15 protein-coding genes are annotated in these 22,597 nt (G+C 71.3%); 7 read left to right on the top strand and 8 right to left on the bottom strand.

Annotated elements, in window-relative coordinates:
* Positions 1-9: 9 nt before the first annotated feature.
* The 6 genes from ENE75_RS05140 to ENE75_RS05115 form a co-directional block, all read right to left on the bottom strand.
* Positions 10-1,512, bottom strand: coding sequence for a M81 family metallopeptidase (locus tag ENE75_RS05140; protein ID WP_128196240.1), 1,503 nt, complete (start codon positions 1,510-1,512; stop codon positions 10-12).
* Positions 1,509-3,203: an ABC transporter ATP-binding protein gene (locus ENE75_RS05135; protein WP_128196238.1), complete on the bottom strand. Its 1,695-nt coding sequence runs from the start codon at positions 3,201-3,203 to the stop codon at positions 1,509-1,511. The genes ENE75_RS05140 and ENE75_RS05135 overlap by 4 nt, the downstream gene beginning before the upstream one ends.
* Positions 3,200-4,015 carry an ABC transporter permease gene (locus ENE75_RS05130; protein ID WP_233258957.1) on the bottom strand — a complete coding sequence of 272 codons (816 nt, stop codon included), beginning with the start codon at positions 4,013-4,015 and terminating at the stop codon, positions 3,200-3,202. The genes ENE75_RS05135 and ENE75_RS05130 overlap by 4 nt, the downstream gene beginning before the upstream one ends.
* Positions 4,016-4,131: 116 nt before the next feature.
* Positions 4,132-5,073: an ABC transporter permease gene (locus ENE75_RS05125; RefSeq protein ID WP_128196234.1), complete on the bottom strand. Its 942-nt coding sequence runs from the start codon at positions 5,071-5,073 to the stop codon at positions 4,132-4,134.
* 9 nt (positions 5,074-5,082) lie between these two features.
* Entirely contained in the window at positions 5,083-6,564 is a 1,482-nt protein-coding gene (locus ENE75_RS05120; protein ID WP_128196857.1) for an N-acyl-D-amino-acid deacylase family protein, read from the bottom strand.
* Between the two features lie 16 nt (positions 6,565-6,580).
* Positions 6,581-8,167 carry an ABC transporter substrate-binding protein gene (locus ENE75_RS05115; protein ID WP_128196232.1) on the bottom strand — a complete coding sequence of 529 codons (1,587 nt, stop codon included), beginning with the start codon at positions 8,165-8,167 and terminating at the stop codon, positions 6,581-6,583.
* Positions 8,168-8,346: 179 nt separating this feature from the next.
* On the opposite strand from ENE75_RS05115, the gene ENE75_RS05110 reads away from it, so the two are divergent.
* On the top strand, positions 8,347-9,828 hold the full coding sequence (locus tag ENE75_RS05110) for an amidase (protein WP_128196230.1): 1,482 nt from the start codon (positions 8,347-8,349) through the stop codon (positions 9,826-9,828).
* Here ENE75_RS05110 and hrpA read toward each other — a convergent pair.
* Both hrpA and ENE75_RS05100 read right to left on the bottom strand, forming a co-directional pair.
* Entirely contained in the window at positions 9,788-13,726 is a 3,939-nt protein-coding gene (gene hrpA / locus ENE75_RS05105; protein WP_128196228.1) for an ATP-dependent RNA helicase HrpA, read from the bottom strand. The genes ENE75_RS05110 and hrpA overlap by 41 nt on opposite strands.
* A 37-nt stretch (positions 13,727-13,763) precedes the next feature.
* Entirely contained in the window at positions 13,764-14,153 is a 390-nt protein-coding gene (locus ENE75_RS05100; RefSeq protein WP_128196226.1) for a VOC family protein, read from the bottom strand.
* A 55-nt stretch (positions 14,154-14,208) separates the two neighbouring features.
* Here ENE75_RS05100 and argA point away from each other — a divergent pair, with 55 nt between their 5' ends.
* From argA to dnaG, 6 genes are all read left to right on the top strand, one after another.
* Positions 14,209-15,549 (top strand): amino-acid N-acetyltransferase, encoded by a 1,341-nt coding sequence (gene argA, locus ENE75_RS05095; RefSeq protein WP_128196224.1) that lies wholly within the window; start codon positions 14,209-14,211, stop codon positions 15,547-15,549.
* A gap of 12 nt (positions 15,550-15,561) precedes the next feature.
* A complete protein-coding gene (locus ENE75_RS05090; RefSeq protein ID WP_128196222.1) occupies positions 15,562-15,834 on the top strand; it encodes an oxidative damage protection protein in 273 nt (90 codons plus the stop codon).
* 219 nt (positions 15,835-16,053) lie between these two features.
* Positions 16,054-17,097 carry an extracellular solute-binding protein gene (locus ENE75_RS05085; protein WP_128196220.1) on the top strand — a complete coding sequence of 348 codons (1,044 nt, stop codon included), beginning with the start codon at positions 16,054-16,056 and terminating at the stop codon, positions 17,095-17,097.
* Between the two features lie 87 nt (positions 17,098-17,184).
* Entirely contained in the window at positions 17,185-17,496 is a 312-nt protein-coding gene (locus ENE75_RS05080) for an H-NS histone family protein (protein ID WP_128196218.1), read from the top strand.
* 184 nt (positions 17,497-17,680) lie between these two features.
* Positions 17,681-20,542 (top strand): EAL domain-containing protein, encoded by a 2,862-nt coding sequence (locus ENE75_RS05075; RefSeq protein WP_233258923.1) that lies wholly within the window; start codon positions 17,681-17,683, stop codon positions 20,540-20,542.
* Positions 20,539-22,356 carry a DNA primase gene (gene dnaG, locus ENE75_RS05070; protein ID WP_128196214.1) on the top strand — a complete coding sequence of 606 codons (1,818 nt, stop codon included), beginning with the start codon at positions 20,539-20,541 and terminating at the stop codon, positions 22,354-22,356. Before ENE75_RS05075 ends, dnaG begins: the two co-directional genes overlap by 4 nt.
* Positions 22,357-22,597: the final 241 nt, after the last annotated feature.

Genomic DNA, 22,597 nt, shown 5'->3' with positions numbered 1-22,597 from the left:
GCAACGGATTCAGGGACGTCGGCGGGTGCTGGCCGGCAGCTTGCGCCAGGGCAGGTCCGCCGGGTCGGCCGCCATCGGCCCCGGCGCCTTGGCCACCAGCACCGCGCAGGCGATGGGCGTGAAGTCGGCGCGGAAGTGGTTGGAGCTCTTGACGACGACGATGCGCATGGCCTCGGGCTGCACGCCCAGCATGCGCAGCATCTCGCGGTCCAGCAGCTGCGCCTTGCCGCTGACCACGGCGATCAGCAGGCCGTCGCAGGCCAGCAGCGCGCTGGCGCGGAACTGCGTGGTCATGCCGGTCATCATCGGGCCCTTGAGCGTGCAGCGGCCGTCGGCCAGGGCGCGCACCGTGAAGCGGCCGGCGAACGGCGGGTCGCTCAGCGGCCCGCCGGCCCACAGCGGCACCGCGCGGCCGACGTGGCCGTCGAACGTGCCGCCCACGCCCACGGCATGCGCGCGCGCCGCGGCCTCGGGGTCGTAGAGCATGCCCACCACCACGCGGTCCGGATGCTGCGGCCCGGCGCCCTGGGCGCGCAGCGCATGCAGCATGCCGGTGGTGTTGCTGTCGGCACCGGCGCCGCTGTTGTCCTGCGTGTCGGCGATGACCACCGGTTTGTCGCCGGGGAGCGCCAGGGCCTGGCGCACGGCGTCCTCGGGCTGCAGCACGTCCAGGCGCCAGATCGACGGGTCGGCGACCTGCTCGAACAGGGCGTCCACGCTGCGCTGCGCCTGGTCGCCGTAGGCCCACACGGCGGGCGCACATTCGGCGAAGTCCGCGGCCGGGAAGCCCATGCAGAAGCTGGGCATGCTGGCGTGCGCCTCGTCGAGTTCGCCCAGGCGCGCGTAGCAGGCGTCGGCGGGCGCCATCCAGGTGCTCTGTGCCGGCAGCGGGATCAGGAAGGGCAGCCGCCGCCAGGCCAGCGGCTCGCGCGTGCCCGCACGCAGGCGCCGCACCAGCATCTGCGCCGCGCGCTCGCCGGTGGCGGCCATGTCCACGTGCGGGTAGGTGCGGTAGGCCACCAGCGCGTCGGCCAGCGCCAGCATGCGTTCGGTGACGTTGGCGTGCAGGTCCAGGCTGGCCACCAGCGGGAACGCCGGGCCGACCACCGCGCGCACGCGCGCCAGCAGCTCACCCTCGCAGTCGTCCACGTGCTGCGCGACGGCGGCGCCGTGCAGGTCCAGGTACAACGCGTCCAGGCCCTTCGGGTCAGCCACGGCCGCGCGCAGATCCTGCACGATGGCGCCGGCGATGCGCTCGAAGGCGTCCTCGGTGACGTAGCTCGATGGCGTGGCACCGCCCCAGCCGGAAGGCACCAGCGTCCAGCCACGGGACGCCGCGGCGTCGATGAAGCCGCCGGTGGGCGCGTTGACGCCGCGGAAGGTGTCGAGCATGGCCGCCCCACGCGACCAGGGCGGGAAGCCGTCGCCACGCTGGAAGGCGGGCCAGTCGGCCAGGCTGGGGGCGAAGGTGTTGGTCTCGTGCTGGAAGCCGGCGATGAAGACGCGCGTCAAGACGCACTCCCGAAAGCGAACTCGCGGCCCGGTGCAGCGGCGAACAGCGCCCGGGTGTATTCGTGGCGCGGTGCACCGAAGACCTGGTGCGCCGGGCCGTGTTCGACCACCTCGCCCTGGCGCATCACGGCCAGGAAGTCGCAGACCTGAGAGGCCACGCGCAGGTCGTGGGTGATGAAGAGCATGGCGATATGCAGGCGCTGGCGGATCTCGGCGAACAGCTCCAGCACCTGGGCCTGCACCGACACGTCCAGCGCGCTGACGGCCTCGTCGGCCACCAGCAGCTCGGGCTCCAGCATCAGGGCGCGCGCGATGCAGATGCGCTGGCGCTGGCCGCCGCTGAACTGGTGCGGGTAGCGCTCCAGCGCGCTGGCGTCCAGGCGCACAAGGCCCAGCAGTTCGGCCGCCTTGACATCCGCCTCGGCACGCGCCATGCCGAAATTCATCGGCCCTTCGATCATCGCCTCGCGCACGGTGCGGCGCGGGTTCAGCGAGCGGTACGGGTCCTGGAACACGATCTGCACGCGCCGGCGCAACGGGCGCAGGCGGGCCGCCGGCAGGCGGGCGATGGACTCGCCGCCCAGCGACACCTCGCCCCCGCTGGGGTCGATCAGGCGCACGATGCAGCGCGCCACCGTGCTCTTGCCGGAGCCGGACTCGCCGACGATGCCCAGCGTCTGGCCGCGCCGGATCTCGAAGCTCACGCCCTGCGCGGCGTGCACGGTGCGCCGCTGGCCGAACCAGCTGCGCGTGTCGTAGGTCTTGGCCAGGCCCTGCACCTGCAGCACCACCGGCGCGTCGGGCGGCAGCGCACGGGCCGTGGTGCGCAGCGTGGGCACCGAGGCCATCAGCATGCGCGTGTAAGGGTGCTGCGGCTGCTGCAGCACCGCGTCCTTGCCGCCCACCTCCACCAGGTCGCCCAGGCGCAGGACCGCCACGCGGTGGGCGATCTCGGCCACCACGCCGAAGTCGTGGGTGATGAACAGCACGCCGGTGCCGTGGCGGGCCTGCAGGTCCAGGATCAGCTTGAGGATCTGCGCCTGCGTGGTGACGTCCAGCGCGGTGGTCGGTTCGTCGGCGATCAGCAGCACCGGGTCGAGCACCAGCGCCATCGCGATCATGATGCGCTGGCGCTGGCCGCCGCTGAGCTGGTGCGGGTAGCTGGCGACGATGCGTTCCGGGTCGGGCAGCAGCACCTCGCGCACGATGTCCAGCACCTTGGCACGGCGCGCGGCGGCATCCAGCGGGGTGTGCTCGCGCAGCACCTCGTCGATCTGGTCGCCGCAGGTCATGACCGGGTTCAGCGCCGTCATCGGCTCCTGGAAGATCATGCTCATGCGCGTGGCGCGCAGCTCGCGCAGGCGCGACAGCGGCGCGTGCGTGATGTCCTCGCCTTCCAGGCGGATCGCGCCCGCCTGGACCGGCAGCGACTTGGGCAGCAGCCCCATCACCGACTGCGCGATCACCGACTTGCCGGAGCCGGATTCGCCGACCAGGCAGACGATCTCGCCACGGCCGACGGTGAAGGACACGTTCCGCACGGCGACGCTGCGGTCGCCGCCACTGGGCAGGCCGATGGTCAGGCCATCGACCTGCAGGATCGGTGACGTATCGGGCCCGCCGGGCCGCCCCAAGGGCCCGGCAGCCCCCTCGGGGGGCCCCGAGCGCAGCGAGGTTGGGGGCTCGTTCATACCCGCTTGGCCATCTTGGGGTCCAGCGTGTCGCGCAGACCGTCGCCGAGCATGTTCACGGCCAGCACGGTCAGCGCCAGGAAGATGCCGGGGAAGAAGATGTTGTGCGGGTACTCGGTGAACTGCGCCCGGCCTTCGGCCATCACGTTGCCCCAGGTGGGCACGTCTGGCGGCAGGCCCACGCCCAGGAACGACAGGATGGCCTCGGTGAGGATGCCCGAGGCGCAGATGAAGGTGGCCTGCACGATCAGCGGCGCCACGGTGTTGGGCAGCACGTGGCGCGCCATGATGCGCCAGGTGGGCGTGCCCAGCGAGATCGCCGCCTCGACGTACGGCTCCTCGCGGATCGTGAGCACCAGCGAGCGCACCAGGCGCGTCACGCGCGGGATCTCGGGGATGGCGATGGCGATGACCACGGTGGTCAGGCTGCCCCGCCACATGGCCACCAGCGCGATGGCGATCAGGATCGCGGGGATGGCCATCAGGCCGTCCATGACGCGCATCAGCGGCCCGTCCAGCCAACGCAGGAAGCCGGCGAGCAGGCCGAAGACGATGCCGAAGGCCATGGCCACCACGGCCGTGGCCAGGCCCACGATCAGCGAGACCTGGGTGCCGTAGATCACGCGGCTGTAGATGTCGCGGCCGAAGCTGTCGGAGCCCATCAGGAACCGGTGCGGCAGGTACTCGCCGTCCAGCGTGGTGATCTCGCCTTCGGCACCCGGCAGCAGGTCGCGGCTGGCGGGGTCGAACAGCGACGGGTCCACCGTGCCCAGCCAGGGCGCCAGCAGCGCAATCACCACCAGCAGCGCCATCACCCCGCCACCGATGCGCACCGACAGGTTGCGCCCGGCACGCGCCCAGGCACTGGGCTGCTCGACGACCGATGCGGCCTCGACGCTGAGTTCGTCGTATTCGGATCGGCTCATGCTCAGTAGCGGATGCGCGGGTCGAAGAACACGTAGCTCAGGTCCACCGCCAGGTTCACCAGCACGTAGACCACCGAGAACAGCAGGATCACGCCCTGGATGGTGGGGAAGTCGCGCGCCAGCACCGCGTCTACCGTCAGCCGCCCCAGGCCCGGGATGGCGTAGACCGATTCCGTGACCACCACACCGCCGATCAGCAGCGCGATGCCGATGCCGATGACGGTGACGATGGGCACCGCCGCGTTGGCCAGGGCGTGGCGCATCAGCACCGCCTTCTCCGGCAGGCCCTTGGCGCGGGCGGTGCGGATGTAGTCCTCGCCCAGCGTCTCCAGCACCGACGCCCGCGTGACCCGCGCGATCAGCGCCACGTAGATGACCGACAGCGTGATCGACGGCAACAACAGGTGGTAGAGCCATGGCCCCACGCCGTCGGCGATGCGCTTGTAGCCCTGCACTGGCAACCAGCCGAGCTTGAGCGACACGAGCCAGATCAGGATGTAGGCGAGCACGAACACCGGGATGGAAAAGCCCATCACCGAAAAGCCCATCAGCAGCCGGTCGAACCACGAGCCGAAGCGCCAGGCGGCCAGCACGCCCAGTGGCACGGCCACCAGCACCGCGATGGCGATGGTGAGGGCCGCCAGCGACAGCGTGGGCTCCAGCCGCTGCGCGATGAGCGTGGCCACGTCGGTCTTGTAGTAGTAGCTCTGACCCAGGTCGCCGGTGAGCATGTGGCCGGCCCAGATGGCGAACTGCTCGGGGATGGACCGGTCCAGCCCCAGCGTGGCGCGGATCCCGGCGATCTGCTCGGTGGTGGCGGCGTCGCCGGCCAGCACCGCGGCCGGATCACCCGGCGTCAGCCGCAGCATCAGGAACACCAGCACCGCGACGATGACCAGCACCGGCACGGCGGACAGCAGGCGGCGCAGCAGGAAGTTCAGCATGGCCGGTGCTCAGTGGGGGCGCGGCGCGCCGTTGCGCGGCGTACGCCGCAGCACCTGGCCGGGGCGTGCGCCGGTGATGGCACCGCCCTGCCACACCGGCTCGCCGTTGACGAGCACGACGTCGATGCCCGCGGCGGGCCGCTGCGGGTCGTCGTAGGTGGCGGTGTCGGAGATGGCGTCGGCGTCGAAGACCACCAGGTCCGCCGCCTGCCCCACGGCCACCGTGCCGCGGTCGGCCAGGCCGAAGTTGCGCGCCGTCAGCCCCGTCATCTTCCAGACCGCGGTCTCCAGCGGAAACAGCCCCAGGCCGCGGCTGTAGTGGCCAAGCACGCGAGGGAAGGTGCCCCACAGCCGCGGGTGCGGCTTGTCGCCCAGCGGGATGCCGTCGGAGCCGATCATGGTCTCGTCGAAGGCCAGGATGCGCTGCACGTCGCCCTCGTCCATCATGAAGTAGATGGCGCTGCCCGGTTGCAGGCGGCGTGCCGCCTCGTCGCGGGCCACGCCCCACTCCGCGGCGATGTCCGCCAGGTCGCGGCCGGCGCACTCGGGGTGCGGCACGCTGGAGGCGATGATCACGCGCACGTCGAGCATGCCGCGGTCGGGGCGGATCATCGTCGAGCCGGCGGTGTAGGGGTAGCAGTCCAGCGCCACGCACTGCCCGCGCATGGCCGCGGCGATGCGGCCCAGCGACTGCGGCGAACGCCCGTGGTTGGCGGCGCCGCTGAGCTTGTGGTGCGAGATCACCACCGGGCAGTCCAGCGCGCGACCGATGTCCAGCGTTTCCTCGATGGCGGCCATCACCGCATCGGCCTCGTCACGCATGTGGGTGGCGTACAGGCCGGCACCGCCGCGCAGCGGTGCGCCGACGCCGATGATCTCGTCGGTCGTCGCCGCCACCGCCGGCGGGTAGAAGGTGCCGGTGGACAGGCCGATGGCCCCCGCCGCCAGCGCCGCCTCGACTTCGCCGGCCATGGCCGCGATCTCGTCGCGCGTGGCCGGCCGGTCGGTGCGATCCATGGCCAGCACGCGCAGCGTGCTGTGGCCCACCAGTGCCGCCACGTTCACCGCGGCGGGGTCGCGCTGCAGCGCGCCCAGGTAGTCGGCGAAGCCCGTGAAGACCTCGTCACCGCGGTCCATCAGGTCCAGCGGCGGCGGGCACGGCGCCCCCGTCCGCCAAGGTGCGATGCTGATGCCGCAGTTGCCGGTGACCACGGTGGTCACGCCCTGGGACACCTTGAACGGCAGCGCGGGCAGCGCACGGACCGCCTGGTCGTCGTGCGTGTGGGCATCGATGAAGCCGGGGGCGACGATGCGCCCACGGGCGTCGATGCGGCGCGCCGCGGCACGATCGGCGAGGTCGCCCACCGCGGCAATGCGCCCGTCGACGATGCCCACATCGGCACCAAAGCGCGGCGCCCGCGTGCCGTCGATCACCGTGCCGCCGGCGATCACGCAGTCGAAGGCCGGGGCGGCGGGCGCCCCGGTGGCCACGTCGTGCACGGGCGGCTCAGTTCTTCTTCAGGTTCCAGTAGATGTTGCCGTTGGTCACGAAGAAGCCGCTGATGTTCTTGCGTGCGGCCATCGGCTGCTGGTACTCCCCCAGCGCCGCGTGCGTGCCCACCTCGAAGGCCCGGGCGTGGATCTGGTCGGCCAGCTTCTTCTTGGAAGCCTCGTCGGTGGCCCGCATGAAGGCGTTGCGCAGCTCCACCAGCTTCTGATCGGTGGGCCAGCCGAACCAGACCGACTTCTCACCGCGCGAGTCGAGCGCCGGGTTGGCGATCGGGCTCCAGACGTCGAAGGCCTGCCAGGCGGTCAGGAACATGTTCCAGCCACCGGCCGACGGTGCGTCCTTCTTGGCGCGGCGGCCGACCAGGGTCTGCCAGTCCATGGCCTGCAGGTCGACCTTGAAACCGGCCTGACGCAGCAGCTGCGCGGCCACGTCGGGCAGCTTCTGGATGGCCGCCAGGTCCGTGGGCTTCATCAGCACCACGGGTGTGCCGTCGTAGCCGCTCTCCTTGAGCAGCTGCTGCGCCTTGCGCATGTTGCCCTTGGCCTGGATCTCGCTGCCGGCGGTGCTGCCGTAGGGCGTGCCGCAGATGAACATCGACGCGCAGCCCTTGTAGAGTTCCTTGACGCCGACCTGCGCGCGCAGGAACGGCTCCTGAGAGAACGCCGCCAGCGCCGCGGCACGCACCTTCGGGTTGTCGAAGGGCTTGTGCAGGTGGTTGAAGCGCGCCATGTACTGCAGACCGAAGTTGCTGTACTTGGGCAGCTGCAGGTTGGGGTCGGCCTTCACTGTCTCGAACTGGTCGAAGCCCAATGCCTCGATGATGTCGACCTCGCCCTTCTGCAGCGCATTCACCTGCGCCTGCGCGTCACGCAGCGCGAGGTTCCACTCCACGCGGTCGACGTAGACGTTCTTGCCGCCGGTGGTGCCCGACGGCGGTTCGCTGCGCGGCACGTACTTGGTGTTCTTGACGTAGACCGCCTTGTCGCCCGGCTTGAACTGGTCCTTGACGAAGATGTACGGGCCGGAACCGATGTGCTCCTCGATCTGCTTGGTGGCATCGGTCTCGGCAATGCGCTTGGGCATGATGAAGGGCACGTTCGACGACGGCTTGCCCAGCGCCTCGAGCACGAAGCCGCAGGCCTCGCCGAGGAAGATGCGGAAGGTGTCGGGGGCCGGCGTGTCCATGCGCTGCACGAACTGCATCAGCGCCGAGCCCATGGCGTCGCGCTTGCCCCAGCGCTGCAGGCTGGCGATGACGTCCTCGCCGGTCACCGGCGCGCCGTCGTGGAAGGCCAGGCCCTTGCGCAGCTTGAAGGTCCACAGGCGGTTGTCGTCGCTGACGTTCCAGCTCTCCACCATCTGCGGCTTGACCTGGCCGTTGGCATCGGTGCCGAACAGCGTGTCGTAGATCATGTAGCCGTGGTTGCGGCTCATGTAGGCCGTGGTCCAGATCGGGTCCAGGATCGCCAGGTTCGAGTGCGGCACGACGCGCAGCACCGTTTCCTGCGCCACGGCGGGCAGCGAGACCAGCGCGGCGACGGACAGGGCGGAGGCCGCGAGCAGGCTGCGACGGACGATCTTCATGGGGGCGATCCTTTCCATTGAACGGCGGCGTGAGACAAGGGTGATGGCCCATTTTGCGGGTCGATCGGCGACAAATTTCATAGGGAAAACCTTCGCCGGCATCGGCCACCCGCTGACCTGCCGGGCGGCGCCGGGCTGCGCACAATCGTCGCGTCTCAGACGACACCATCCCGACCGCCATGGACCTGCCCGCCGACCTCACCGACCTCGACGCCGATGCCCTGTCGCGGGCCATCCACGCCCGCCAGGTGTCGTGCCGCGAGGTGATGCAGGCCACCTTGGCGCGTGTGCATGCGCTGAACCCGCAGGCCAACGCCATCGTCAACCTGGCCGCCGACGACCAGCTGCTGGCCCAGGCCGACGAACACGATGCCGAACTGGCGCGCGGCCCCTCCCGCGGCTGGCTGCACGGCATTCCGCAGGCGATCAAGGACACCGGGCATGCGGTGGGCTTTCCCACCACTTTCGGCTCGCCGCTGCTGAAGGATGCAATGCCCACCGCCGACAGCCTCTACGTGGCGCGCATGAAGGCCGCCGGCTGCATCGTCATCGGCAAGACCAACATGCCGGAGTTCGGGCTGGGCTCGCACACCTACAACCACCTGTTCGGCAAGACCCCCAATGCCTGGGACCCGGCACGCAGCGCGGGTGGCTCCAGCGGTGGCGCGGCGGTCGCGCTGGCCCTGCGCCTGCTGCCGGTGGCCGACGGTTCGGACTTCATGGGCTCGCTGCGCAACCCGGCCGGCTGGAACCACGTGTTCGGCCTGCGGCCCAGCCCCGGCCGCGTGCCAGGCTGGCCGCGGCCCGAGCTCTTCGTCAGCCAGCTGGCCACCGACGGCCCGATGGCGCGCACGGTGCGCGACCTGGCGCGGCTGCTGTCCGTCCAGGCCGGCTTCGACCCGCGCGTGCCGCTGTCGCTGGACGACCCGCACGACAGCCTGGTGCCGCCGGCCGACGTGACGCTGGACGGCGTGCGCATCGGCTGGCTGGGCGACCTGGAGGGTCACCTGCCGTTGGAGCCTGGCATTGCCGGCGTGTGCGAAGCGGCGCTGCACCGCATGGCCGACGCCGGCGCCCATCTGAGCCCGGCGCGGATAGACCTGGACCTGGAAGCGGTATGGCGCGCCTGGCTGGTGTGGCGCCGCGCCCTGGTCGCACCGGCCGTGGCGGCGGTGATGCAGACGCCCGAGCAGCGTGGCCAGGTCAAGCCCGAGGCCCTGTGGGAACACGACGGCGCGCAGGACCTGCGCTTCGGCAGCTTCATGGCCGCCAGCGTGCAGCGCGGCGCACTGCTGCAGGCGCTGCTGGCGCTGTTCGAGCGCTACGACGTGCTGGCGCTGCCGGTGGCCCAGGTCTGGCCCTTCGACATCGACCAGCCCTGGCCGCGCGAGATCGCCGGCCACCCGATGGACACCTACCACCGCTGGATGGAGACGACGATCTACGCCACCTTCGCCGGCCTGCCGGCGATCAGCGTGCCGGCCGGCTTCGACGCCACTGGCCGCTGGCCGATGGGCCTGCAGCTGATCGGCAGGCCGCGCGGCGACGCGGCGCTGCTGCGCGTGGCGGCCGGCTACGAGGCCGTGGTGCCGGAGCTGCTGGCGCGCCGGCCGCCCGCGGTCAGTTCGACAGCTGCTGCCAGACCTTTTCCAGCCGCTTGACGCTCACCGGCTGCGGCGTGCGCAGCTCCTGCGCGAACAGGCTCACGCGCAGTTCCTCCAGCAGCCAGCGGAACTCGTCGAGCCGGGCATCGGCCTGGCCCTTGCGCTCGGCCAGGCGGCGCTGCCAGCGCTGCTCCAGCGGCCGCAGCTCCGCCAGACGCGCCGCGTCGCGGGCGGGGTCAGCGCGCCACTTGTCCAGGCGGAGCACCACGGCCTTCAGGTAGCGGGGCAGGTGCTGCAGCGCCGCCCAGGGCGTCTCCAGCAGGAAGCGCTTGCCGACCAGCCGCTGCAGCTGCGCCGTCACGTCGTCCACCAACGCCTTGTCGGCACGGCTGTCCTTGAGCTTGCGCTGCGCCGCCTGCCACTCCACCAGCACCACGCCGCACTGGCGCGCCACCTCCTGCGCGATCAGGTTCAGCCGCGTGCGGCCTTCGTCCACCCGTGCGCTGAACGATGCGGCATCGGTGGGCAGCGGGTCGGCCAGGAAGGCACGGTCCAGCGCCAGGTCGACGATCTGCTGGCGCAGGTCCTCCACCGAGCCCAGGGCCATGAAGGCGGCGCCCATCTTCTGCAGGTCGGGGATGTTCTTCTCGAGGTACTTGAGCGGCTCGCGGATCTGCAGCGCGACCAGCCGGCGCAGGCCCACGCGGTGCTTCGCGGCGGCCACCTCGGGCTCGTCGAAGACCTCGATCTCGACATGCGCGCCCTTGTCCACCAGGGCCGGGAAGCCGATCAGCACCTGCCCGCCGCGCTCGATCTCCATCAGCTCCGGCAGCTCGCCGAAGGTCCACGCCGTCAACGGCTGGACCTTCGCCGCGTGGCTGGTCGCAGGCCGCGGCGCCGCGCGTGTCGGCACGGCCGCGCGCGGCTGGCCGGCCGGTGCGGGCTCGGCGGCCGGCACCTTCAGCGCCGCCAGCGCCTGGAAGGCACTGCGCGCCTGGCTGCCGAGCTCGGTCTTCAGCGCCGGCAGGCTGCGCCCCATGCCGAGCTGGCGGCCGTGCTCGTCGACCACGCGCAGGTTCATGAACAGGTGCGGCGCCAGCATCTCCAGCTTGAAGTCGGCCCGCTGCACCGGCAGCTGGGTGCGCTCGCGCACGGCCTTGAGCAGTGCGTCCATCAGCGAGCCGTCGCCGAACGGCAGCGACGCCGCCAGCGACGCCGCGGTGTCCGGCAACGGCACCAGCCGCGAACGCGGCCGCTGTGGCAGGCTCTTCAGCAGCGCCTGGATCTTGTCCTTCAGCATGCCGGGCACCAGCCACTCGCAGCGGTCCTCGGCGACCTGGTTGAGCGCGTAGATCGGCACCGTCACCGTCAGGCCGTCCTTGGCGTCGCCGGGTTCGTGCAGGTAGGCGGCGGCGCAGTCGATGCCGCCCAGGCGCACCATGCGCGGGAAGGCGTCGCTGGTGACGCCGGCGGCCTCGTGGCGCATCAGCTCGTCGCGGCTGAGCTGCAGCAGGCCGGGCTGGCGCTTCACCTCGTCACGGAACCAGCGCTCGAGCATCGGACCGCTGCAGACCTCGGGCGGGATGAGCCGGTCGTAGAAGCCGAAGATCAGCTCGTCGTCGACCAGCACGTCCTGCCGGCGCGACTTGTGCTCCAGCGCCTCGAGATCGCGCACCAGCTTGCGGTTGTGCGCCAGGAAGGGCATCCTGCTGTCCCAGGCGTCCTCGCGCAGCCCGCGCACCAGGGCCTCGCGGATGAAGAGCTCGCGCGCGCCTGCGGGGTCCACCTTCGCGTAGTTCACACGCCGGTTGGCGTAGACCACGATGCCGTAGAGCGTGGCGCGCTCCAGCGCCACCACCTCGCCCGCCTTCTTCTCCCAGTGCGGCTCCAGCAGCTGCGTCTTCAGCAGGTGGCCGGCGATGGGGGCGATCCACTGCGGCTCGATGGCGGCCAGCCCGCGGCCGAACAACCGCGTGGTCTCCACCAGTTCCGCCGCCACGACCCAGCGGCCCGGCTTCTTCGACAGGTGCGCGCCCGGGTGGCGCCAGAACCGGATGCCGCGCGCGCCCAGGTACCACTCGTCGTCGTCGGCCTTCAGCCCGATGTTGCCCAGCAGGCCGGCGAGCATGCTCTGGTGCACCTGCTCGTAGGTGGCCGGCGTGCCATTGAGGCGCCAGCCGTGCTCGGCCACCACGGTGTGCAGCTGGGAGTGGATGTCGCGCCACTCGCGCACGCGGCGCGGGCTGACGAAGTGGTCGCGCAGGCGCTGTTCCTGCTGGCGGTTGCTGAGCTTGTGCGTCTTGGACGCCTCCCCGTGCCCACGCCCTTCCTCGATCCACCGCCACAGCTTCAGGTAGCCGTTGAACTCCGACTTCTCGTCGTCGAACAGCTTGTGCTTCTGGTCGGCGGCCTGCTGCTGCTCCAGCGGCCGGTCGCGCACGTCCTGCACCGACAGCGCCGAGGCGATCACCAGCACCTCGGTCAGCGCCTGACGGTCGCGCGCGGCCAGGATCATGCGGCCGATGCGCGGGTCCAGCGGCAGGCGGGACAGTTCCCGGCCGGTGTCGGTGAGTTCGTTGCGCTCGTCGACCGCGCCCAGTTCCGCCAGCAGCGCGTAGCCGTCGGCGATGGCCTTGCGCGGCGGCGGCTCCAGGAACGGGAAGTCCTCGATCGCGCCCAGGTTCAGCGCCTTCATGCGCAGGATCACGCCGGCCAGGCTGCTGCGCAGGATCTCGGGGTCGGTGAAGCGCGGCCGGGCGGCGAAGCCGGGCTCGTCGTAAAGCCGGATGCACACGCCGTCGGCCACGCGGCCGCAGCGGCCGGCGCGCTGGTTGGCCGCGGCCTGGCTGATGGGCTCGACCTGCAGCTGCTCGACCTTGTTGCGGTAGCTGTAGCGCTTGACGCGCGCCTGGCCGCTGTCGATGACGTAGCGGATGCCGGGCACCGTCAGCGAGGTCTCGGCCACGTTGGTGGCCAGCACGATGCGGCGGCCGTTGCCCGGGTTGAACACGCGCTCCTGCTCGGCCTGGGACAGGCGGGCGAACAGCGGCAGGATCTCCGCCGGCGGGCCGCCGCGGTGCTGCTGGGCGAGGTGCTTGTGCAGGTGGTCGGCCGCCTCGCGGATCTCGCGTTCGCCGGGCAGGAAGACCAGGATGTCGCCGGCGGCGCCGCGCCACAGTTCGTCGACCGCGTCGGCGATGGCGTCGTTGGCGTCGTAGGACGGCCGTCCGCCGGGCCGCCCCAAGGACGGCGCGCCCCCTTGGGGGGCCGGCGACGTAGTCGCCTTGGGGGCGACACCTTCCTCGAACGGCCGCCAGCGCTGCTCCACCGGGAACAGGCGGCCCGAGACCTGGATCACCGGCGCCGGGCCGCGGGTCGAGGCGAAATGTGCCGCGAAGCGGTCGGCGTCGATGGTGGCCGAGGTGACGACGATCTTCAGGTCCGGCCGGCGCGGCAGCAGCGCCTTCAGGTAGCCGAGCAGGAAGTCGATGTTCAGGCTGCGCTCGTGCGCCTCGTCGACGATCAGCGTGTCGTAGGCCTTGAGCAGCGGGTCGCCCTGGGTCTCGGCCAGCAGGATGCCGTCGGTCATCAGCTTGACACTGGCGCCGCGCTGCAGCCGGTCCTGGAAGCGCACCTTGTAGCCCACGACCTCGCCCAGCGGCGTCTGCAGTTCCTCGGCGATGCGCTTGGCCACGCTGGTGGCGGCGATGCGGCGCGGCTGCGTGTGGCCGATCAGCCCGCGGCCGCCGCCGGCCCAGCCACGGCCGATCTCCAGCGCGATCTTGGGCAACTGCGTGGTCTTGCCGGAGCCGGTCTCGCCGCAGACGATGACCACGGGATGGTCGCGCATCGCGAGCGCGATCTCGTCACGCCGTGCGGAGACCGGCAGCGATTCCGGGTAGTGGAGCTTCAGCGGCGCGGCTGGGCGCGCGGGCGATCGGGGCGGCGAGGACACGGGGCGCGGATTATCCCCGGCGCCATGGCGCCCCGCGTCAGGAGGCGCTGCTGTACGTGATGGCGCTGATGACGGCGCCCAGCGGGTCCTTGAGCACCGCCATGCGGCCCACCGTGGGGATGTCCATCGGCGGCATCAGCACCTGGCCACCGAGCTCGGCGCAGCGCTTCGCCGTGGCGTCGATGTCGTCCACGGTGACGTAGCAGCCCCACATCGGCGGCATGCCCGGCGGCGCGTCGGGCGGCATGCCCATCACGCCGGCCACCTGGGTGTCGCCCGCCTTGAGCACATGGTAGGGGCCAGTGCCCATGTCCATGTCCTCGCTGGTCCAGCCGAACAGCGCGCCGTAGAAGGCGATCGCGGCCTTCGGGTCTGGCGTCATCAGCTCGGCCCAGCTGAAGGCACCGTGGGTCTTGTAGACGTCCATCGCAAGGCTCCGTCGGCTTCGTGGCCAACGATGCTGCGGCACAATCCGCCGCGCGATGAGCCTCGTTTTCCCGCATACCTTCGTGCCCTGGTTCCGGCTGGTGGCGCCGCACATCCACGCCTACCGCGGCAAGACCTTCGTCGTCGGGCTGACGGGCGAGGCCATTGCCGCGGGCAAGCTCAACGCCTTCGTGCAGGACCTCGCCATCCTGCACGCCATCGGCATCAAGATCGTGCTGGCGCACGGCTTCCGGCCACAGGTGACGGAACAGCTGGCGGCCAAGGGCCAGACCTCGCGCTACAGCCACGGCATGCGCATCACCGACGCGGTGGCGCTGGACTGCGCGCAGGAGGCCGCGGGCCAGCTGCGCTTCGAGATCGAAGCCGCGTTCAGCCAGGGGCTGCCCAACACCCCGATGGCCAACGCCACGGTGCGCGTGATCTCCGGCAACTTCCTCGTCGCGCGGCCGGTGGGCATCGTCGACGGCGTGGACTACATGCACAGCGGCGTCGTGCGGCGCGTGGACGGTGCGGCCATCCGGCGCGCCATCGACAGCGGCGCGATGGTGCTGCTCAGCCCGTTCGGCTTCTCGCCCACCGGCGAGGCCTTCAACCTGACGATGGAAGACGTCGCCACCGCCACGGCCGTGGCCCTGCAGGCCGACAAGCTGCTGTTCATGACCGAGGTGCCGGGCATCCGCGAGCGCCAGGACGACCCGGAGTCGGCCATCGACACCGAACTCTCGCTGGCCGAGGCCCGGCGACTGATGATCGCGCTGCCGCGCCCGGAACGGCCCACCGACACCGGCTTCTACCTGCAGCACTGCGTGCGCGCCTGCGAAGGCGGCGTCGAGCGTTCGCACATCCTGCCCTTCTCGGTGGACGGTGCGCTGCTGATGGAGGTCTTCACGCACGACGGCATCGGCACCATGGTGGTCGACGAGAAGCTCGAGAGCCTGCGCGAGGCCACCGCCGACGACGTCGGCGGCATCCTGCAGCTGATCGAGCCCTTCGAGCGCGACGGCACCATGGTGCGCCGCGACCGCCACGAGATCGAGCGCGACATCGCCAACTACACACTGATCGAGCACGACGGCGTGATCTTCGGCTGCGCCGCGCTCTACCCCTACCCCGAGGCGCGCACCGGCGAGATGCTGGCGCTGACCGTCTCGCCGCAGAGCCAGAGCCAGGGCGACGGTGAGCGCATCCTCAAGCGCATCGAGCAGCGTGCCCGCGCGGCCGGGCTGGACAGCATCTTCGTGCTGACCACGCGCACGATGCACTGGTTCATCAAGCGCGGGTTCGCCGTCGTCGACCCCGGCTGGCTGCCCGAGGCGCGCCAGCGCAAGTACAACTGGGACCGGCGCTCGCAGGTGCTGGTCAAGAAACTGAACTGAAGGAGTCCACCGATGACACGCATGGTGCAGTGCACGTACCTGAAGAAGGAAGCCGAGGGCCTGAGCTTCCCGCCCTACCCGGGCGACCTGGGTAAGCGCATCTACGACAACATCTCCAAGGAAGCCTTCGAGCTCTGGAAGCGCCATCAGACCATGCTGGTCAACGAGAACCGGCTGAACCTGGCCGATGCGCGCGCCCGCCAATATCTGGCGCGGCAGATGGAACTGTTCCTGTTCAGCGAAGGCGCCGACAAGCCGGCCGGCTACGTGCCGCCCAGCGCCTGAGCCCCGACGCCGGAGACACCGGCGCCTCGGCCCCCGCGAGGCGATGGTCCGTCGGCGGCATCGGCTTGGCCGCCGCCGAAGGCCCGGGTGCACGGCGCTGCGGTCCGAAGACTGGCGGGTGCGTTGAAGATCCCCAGGCCGGGCGTCGGACTTTGAACGATAAGGATTCTTGTTTACATTAGACTTCATCCTGTCGTTCACACTGCCTCTGGAAGTCCCATGCGCCTGTCCCACGCCCTGAAGTCGCTCGCCGCCGCCACGCTGGCCATGGCTGCCATGCTGGCCGCTGCCCAGCAGCCGGTGCTGAACCTCTATTCCGCCCGCCACTACCAGACGGACGAGGCGCTGTACGCCAACTTCACCCAGGCCACCGGCATCCGCATCAACCGCATCGATGGCGACGACAACGGCATCCTGTCGCGCCTGAAGAGCGAGGGCGCGGCCAGCCCGGCCGACGTGGTGCTGCTCGTCGACGCCGCCCGCCTGTGGCGCGCGGAGAACGATGGCCTGTTCCAGCCGGTGAAGAGCGCCGTGCTCGCGCAGCGTATCCCGGCCACGCTGCGCAGCAGCGACACTGGCCAGGGTTCGGCCTGGTACGGCTTCTCCACCCGTGCCCGCGTCATCGTGTACGACAAGATGCGCGTGCAGCGCGCCGACGTCGACACCTACGCCGACCTGGCCGCCCCGGTCAACAAGGGCCGGCTGTGCACGCGTTCGGGCTCGCACCCGTACAACGTGTCGCTGTTCGGCTCCATGCTGGAGCGCATGGGCCCTGAGAAGACCGAGGCCTGGCTGAAGGGCATGGTGGACAACATGGCACGGGCGCCGAAGGGCGGCGACACCGACCAGATCCGCGCCGTGGCGGCCGGCGAGTGTGCGGTGGCCATCTCCAATTCCTACTACGTCGCGCGCCTGATGCGCTCGAACAAGCCCGAGGACCGGGCGGTGATCGAGAAGGTCGGCATCGTCTTCCCCGACCAGGACGGTGCCGGCACCCACGTCAACATCGCCGGCGGCGCCGTGGCCAAGCATGCCAAGCACCGCGACGCGGCTGTGAAGTTCCTCGAGTACCTGGCCAGCGACGAGGCACAGCGCTACTTCGCCGAAGGCAACAACGAGTGGCCGGCCGTCACGTCGGTGCGCACGCAAAACCCGGCCTTGCTGGCCCTGGGCGACTTCAAGATGGAGGCGGTGCCGGTGTCGGCCATCGGCGGCCACCAGGCCGAGGTGCAGCGCATGCTCGACCGCGTCGGCTACCGCTGACACCGGGACTTCGGGGGGCCGCACGCCTCCCGGCGCCCACGGGGCTGGGATATATTGGCTCGATCACACCATCAGGGAGACCGAGACGTGGCAGCCCCGTCATTGAGCGACTTGCTGGCCCAGAAGGCCGCGCTCGAACAGCAGATCCTCGAGGCGCAGCGCGAGGAGCGCAGCCAGGCCATCGCCAAGGTGCGCGCGCTGATGGCAGAGTACGGCCTCACGCTGGCCGACCTGGGCACCCGCGCCACCTCCGCACCGCGCAAGGCGTCCGCCAGCCGCGTCGCGCCCAAGTACCGCCACCCCGAGACCGGCGAGACCTGGTCGGGGCGCGGCCTGCAGCCCAAGTGGCTGAAGTCGGCGCTCGCCGCCGGCGCCCGGATCGACGACTTCAAGCTCTGATCTGAACACCCTGCCGACCTTCGATCGCCTGGTCCCTGGTGCCGGGCGACCCAGCCTGGCCTGGTGGGCCGGGTCGGCGGCTGCACTGCTGGCGGCGGCCTGGTTCGACACCTACCTGGCCCTACCGGGCCTGAGCGGGCTGCCCTGGCTGGGCGCCGGCGTCGGCCTGGCCATCGTGCTGCGGGTGCGCTGGCAGGGTCTGCCGCTGCTGGTCGGCGTCTGGGCACTGGCCGGCGTGCTGGCGGGTCTGTCGCCCTGGGCGGTGGCAGTGCAGGCCGTCGGCCCGGCCGGTGCCACCTGGGCCGTCGGCGAGGTGCTCCGCCGCCTGGGCGGCCGGGCCGATCTCGAGCGCGCGCGCGATGCCCTGGTGCTCGGCGCGGTGGCGCTGCTCGTCGGCGGCCCGCTGATGGCCGGCGTACAGACGGCCATGCCGGCGGTGGCGCGCACCGCGGCCGAAGCCTCGCTGCTGGACCTGCTGGCCTGGCCCTGGCATGCGCTGGGCCTGCTGACCGGCAGTTTGCCCGCCATCGCAGTGGCGCGTGCGTCGCGTCGGCGCACTCGCGGGGCCTGGCACCTGGCCGGTGGCGTGACCCTGGCGCTGTCGGCCGTGGCCGCGGCCTGGCTCTGGTTCGGCGGCCTGTCGCTGAGCATCGTGGCCAGTGCGGCCGTGGCCTGGTGGCCGCACGTGCTGCTGCTCGGCCTGCTGTTGGCCGGCACGCTGACCCTCCCGCTGCTGGCGCTGCTGGGCGTGGCGGCGGTGGCCGCCGCCGGCACTGCGACCGGCACCGGACCCTTCGCATCGCTGTCGCCGGCCGGCGCCATCGCAGCGCTCTGCGGCTATCTAGGTTCGCTGATGGTGATGCTGCTGACCGCGCGCAGCATCGGGCAGGAACTGCGCCTGCGCGAGCGCCGTGCCGTCACCGCGCTGGGCGCCGCACGCCTGGCGGTGGCGGAATGGCACCGTCATCGCGCCGAGGAGGTGCACCTGTCGGCCGACTGGCTGGCGCTGACGCGCCACCGCGACCCCGTCACCTGGACCCCCCGCGCCTGGCTCGACGACGTGCACATCGACGATCGCGGGCGGCTGCAGGAAGCGCTGTCCGAGGTGACGCTTGGCGAACGCGACCAGTGGCAGCAGGAACTGCGCGTGCAGAGCGACGACGGCTGGCACTGGGTGGAGGTCAACGTGGTGGCGGCGGAGCGTGACCTCGCCGGGCAGCCGCTGCGCCTGGTGGCCACCATGGCCGACGTCAGCGAGCGCCACGAGGCCCAGGAGCGCCAGCGCCTGTCGGCCAGCCTGTTCGAGCACCTGCACGAAGGCCTGCTGATCGCCGACGCCGACTTGCGCGTGCTGGATGCCAACGCCGCCTACACCCAGATCCTCGACGTGACGCTGGCCGAACTGATCGGCCGCGTGCCGTCGCTGCTGCAGCCCAACCCCAGCGACCCGTTGGCGCGCCAGCAGCGTGCGGCGATGTGGACCGGGCTGCGCCAGCATGGCCGCTGGCGCGGCGAACTGATCGAACGCCGCCGCGACGGCCAGATCAGCACGCTGCAGGCGACGATCTCTCAGGTACACGGGCCGGAGGGCGACCTGCGCTACCACGTGCTGGCGATCTCCGACATCACCGAGCAGCGCGTGGCCCGCGAGCGCCTGGAACGCCAGGCGCACTTCGACGAACTGACGCGGCTGCCCAACCGCGCCCGCCTGAGCCAGCTGCTCGGCGACGCCATGCGCGCGGCCGACCGCGACGGCTACCTGCTGGCCGTGTGCTACCTGGACCTGGACCGCTTCAAGCCGGTGAACGACCGGCACGGCCACGAGGGCGGTGACCGCCTGCTGGTGGAACTGGCCGGCCGCCTGCGTGGTGCGCTGCGCAGCCGTGACCTCTGGGCCGACGCCGCGGCGCGCCTGGGCGGCGACGAGTTCGTGCTGCTGCTGCGCGCCGGCTCGATGGAAGAGGCGCGGCTGGCCGTCGAACGGGTGCTGCGCGTGGTCTCGCAGCCCTACGTCATCGACCCGATGCAGGAGCCGGTTCAGATCACCGCCAGCCTGGGTGCCACCGTCTACCCGATCGACCGCAGCGACGCCGACACCCTGCTGCGCCACGCCGATCACGCCATGTACGGCGCCAAACAGAGCGGCCGCAACGGCTACCTGTTCTTCGACCCGGAACTGCGCCGGCGCACCGAAGAGCGGGTGATGGCCATCGGCCGCGTGCAGGAGGCGCTGGACCGGGCCGAGTTCGTGCTCTTCTACCAGCCCATCGTCGACATGCGCAGCCAGCGTGTCTTCGGGCTGGAGGCCCTGCTTCGCTGGGACCACCCCGAGAAGGGCCTGATCGCGCCGATGCAGTTCCTGCCGCTGATCACCAACACCGGGCTGTCGGCGCGCGTCGGCGACTGGGTGCTGTCGCAGGCGCTGGAGCACCTGGCGCAGTGGCGCCGTGCCGGGCTGGACCTGCAGGTCAACGTCAACATCTCCGCCCGCCACCTGCAGGAGCCGGACTTCGTCCAGCGGCTGGCCGAGCTGCTGGCGCGCCACCCGGACCCGCTGGCCGAGCACCTGAAGCTCGAGATCGTCGAGTCCGAGGCGCACGCCGATCTGGCGGCCAGTTCCCAGCTGCTGGCACGCTGCCGGGCGCTGGGCGTGCGCTCGGCGCTGGACGACTTCGGCACCGGCCACTCCACGCTGACCCACCTGCAGCGCCTGCCGGTGGACGTGCTGAAGATCGACCGCAGCTTCGTCAACCACATGCTCGACGACGCCCAGGACAAGGCCCTGGTCGAGGGCGTGATCGGCCTGGCGCGCACCTTCGGCTGCTCGGTGGTCGCCGAGGGTGTGGAGACCCCGGCGCAGGCGCGCATGCTGCTGGACCTGGGCTGTGACAGCGCCCAGGGCACCGGCATAGCCGCGCCCATGCCCGCCGCCCAGGTGGCCGACTGGGTGCGCAGCTACAGCGGGCTGTTCGCGCTGGCGCCGGCCGGTTCGCCGCGCCTGGCCACCGGGACAGGGCCCGAGGCGCCCGTAGACTCCGGCGGGTGATCCCCGCCAGCTTCCTGCAGGACCTGCTCGGCCGCGTCGACATCGTCGACGTGGTGGGGCGTCATGTCGAACTGAAGAAGGCCGGCATCAACCACAAGGGCCTGTGCCCCTTTCACGGCGAGAAGACGCCGAGCTTCATCGTCAGCCCGTCGCGGCAGACCTACCATTGCTTCGGCTGCGGCGTGCATGGCGACGCGATCCGCTTCCTGGTCGAGCATGGCGGCCTGCCCTTCCCCGAGGCGGTGCGCGAGCTGGCGCAGCAGGTCGGTCTTCAGGTGCCGGAGGACGACACCGACCCGGCCGAGCGCGAACGCGCCAAGCAGGCCCGTGAACGCCAGCTGTCGCTGACCGAGGTGCTGGACAAGGCCGCGGCGCATTACCGCGGCCAGCTCAAGGCCAGCCCCAAGGCGATCGACTACCTGAAGCGGCGCGGGCTCACCGGCCGCATGGCCGCCCGTTTCGGCCTGGGTTATGCGCCCGAGGGCTGGCGCACCCTGGCCAGCGCCTTCGCGCGCTACGACGACCCGCTGCTGGCCGAGGCCGGCCTGGTCATCGTGCAGGGCGACGAGGGGCCGGAGCAGAAGCGCTACGACCGCTTCCGCGACCGTGTGATGTTCCCGATCCGCAACGTCAAGGGCGAGGTCATCGGCTTCGGCGGCCGGGTGCTCGACGGCGGCGAGCCCAAGTACCTGAACTCGCCCGAGACGCCGGTCTTCAGCAAGGGCCGGGAGCTCTATGGCCTGTACGAGGCCCGCCATGCACTGCGCGAGCGTGGCTACGCGCTGGTCGTCGAGGGCTACATGGACGTGGTGGCGCTCGCGCAGTCGGGCTTCGGCAACGCCGTGGCCACGCTGGGCACGGCGTGCACCGCCGAGCACGTGCAGAAACTCTTCCGCCACACCGACGCCGTGGTCTTCGCCTTCGACGGCGACGCCGCCGGCCGACGCGCCGCCGGCCGTGCGCTGGAGGCCGCCCTGCCCCACGCGACGGACCTTCGCAGCGTGCGCTTCCTGTTCCTGCCGGCGGAGCACGACCCCGACTCCTTCGTCCGCGCGCAGGGCGCCGACGCCTTCGAGGCGGCCGTGGCGCAGGCGGTGCCGCTGTCGCGCCAGCTGATCGGGCACGCTGCCGAGGGCCTGGACCTGGCCAGCGCCGAGGGCCGGGCGAAGATGCTGGCGCTGGCCCGGCCGTTGTGGGCGCAACTGCCGGCGGGCATGCTGCGTGGCCAGGTGCTGGCCGCGCTGGCCACTGCAGCCGCGATGCCGGTCGATGCCCTGGAGGCCAGTTGGGCCGATGCACCCCGCCCGCGCAGCGCGCCGCGGCAGACCCAGTGGGCCGCACCGTCGCGCCAGCGCACGCGCGAGGCCACCAAGCTGCTGGACCGCACCGCCTGGCTGCTGGCCCGCCACCCCGACCTCTGGCTGAGCCTGTCCGAGGCCGACCATGCCCGCCTCGGCGGCCTGCCGCTGCCGCATGGCCCCTTCTTCTGCGCGCTGGAGCGCATCCTGCACGACCACGGCACCCTGACCTTGGACGCGCTGGACGCCGAGATCGGCAGCCTGGATCAGTCGGAGACGGTGGCGGCGCTGATGGCCCGCGTGCGCAGCCTGCACCACTTCGAGCAGGACGACCACGCCGGCGATGACCTGCGCGCCCTGATGCACCGCCTGCACCAGCAGGCAGTGGACGAGGAACTGCAGTGGCTGATGGAATCCGGCGAGATGTCGGCCGAGGCCATGGCGCGCGGCAAGGCCCTGCTCGCCGAGCGGGCACGCCTGCGCGCCCAGGCTGCTTTGACGAAAGAAGCCGACTGAACGATAATTACGGGTTCGTTGCAGCGGCAAGAGTGACAGCAACGCCATCCGGTCCCCGGCCACCCTCGACAAGGGTTCCCATGCAAGGCCACCTCGACCGCAGGCTTGCGCTTCCAGACGTCCACGCGAGCTTGCCCGCCCGACAGCACGAACGGCCTGCCGTGGCCGCGCACCGGTCGACCCGCTGGGGTCCAGGTGTGCAGGTGCCCGGCCCGAGGCCGGTCGCAGCATGTCCGGACGC

Source organism: Rubrivivax albus (assembly GCF_004016515.1).
Lineage (GTDB): Bacteria > Pseudomonadota > Gammaproteobacteria > Burkholderiales > Burkholderiaceae_C > Rubrivivax > Rubrivivax albus.
Note: the sequence above shows the minus strand (reverse complement) of the source record. Positions and strands in the feature narration are given on the sequence as shown.